The organism is Phaeobacter sp. NW0010-22, assembly GCF_040365955.1.
Lineage (GTDB): Bacteria > Pseudomonadota > Alphaproteobacteria > Rhodobacterales > Rhodobacteraceae > OMPR01.
The window spans coordinates 1-500 of the sequence record NZ_BAABWT010000026.1 but is presented as its reverse complement, the minus strand read 5'-3'; the positions used below and the strand labels follow the sequence as shown (position 1 = coordinate 500).

Annotated in this window: 1 protein-coding gene; it reads right to left on the bottom strand. The window is 65.6% G+C overall.

What is annotated here, in order from left to right; all coding sequences use genetic code 11:
* On the bottom strand, positions 1–500 hold a 500-nt coding region (locus ABWV33_RS22415; protein WP_353333968.1), incomplete at both ends, for a hypothetical protein.

The following is a 500-nucleotide window of genomic DNA, read 5'->3' as shown; positions in this document are numbered from 1 at the left end:
GCCGATATCGATGATGCGTGTTGCGGTTGCGGTGCCGTCTGTGGGGGTATCTGTGGCGGGGTTCTGGTCCTCATTGGTCTGCACGTCGACCGTGAGCGTCAGAGGCAGGGTGGTGTTGCCATTGCTCAGGTCCGAGCGGTTGGCGGTCGAGAAATCTGCAGGGAGGCTCAGGCTCAGCGCGCGGTAGGCCGCCAGCACATCGCCCACCGCCACCGCCTCAAGCGTGATCACCAGCGTCGCCGCGCCGGTTGTCGCGTCGTCGCCAATGCTCGAGGTCGCCCCGGCGGGCAGGGTGATCCCGAGGCTGGCCAGGTCCGAACCGCCCGGAAGCCCGGTGATCGTCAGCACCAGGCTCTCCAGTGCCTCGGAGCCATCCGCATCCGTCACCGCTGGCAGCAAAAGCTCCGCAGGCACAACAGGCGTCGGATCATCCGTCTCATCCGGAACCATGTCCGCCAGGCTGTCGTCAATCTCAACATCACCCTCAGCTGTGATGCGCA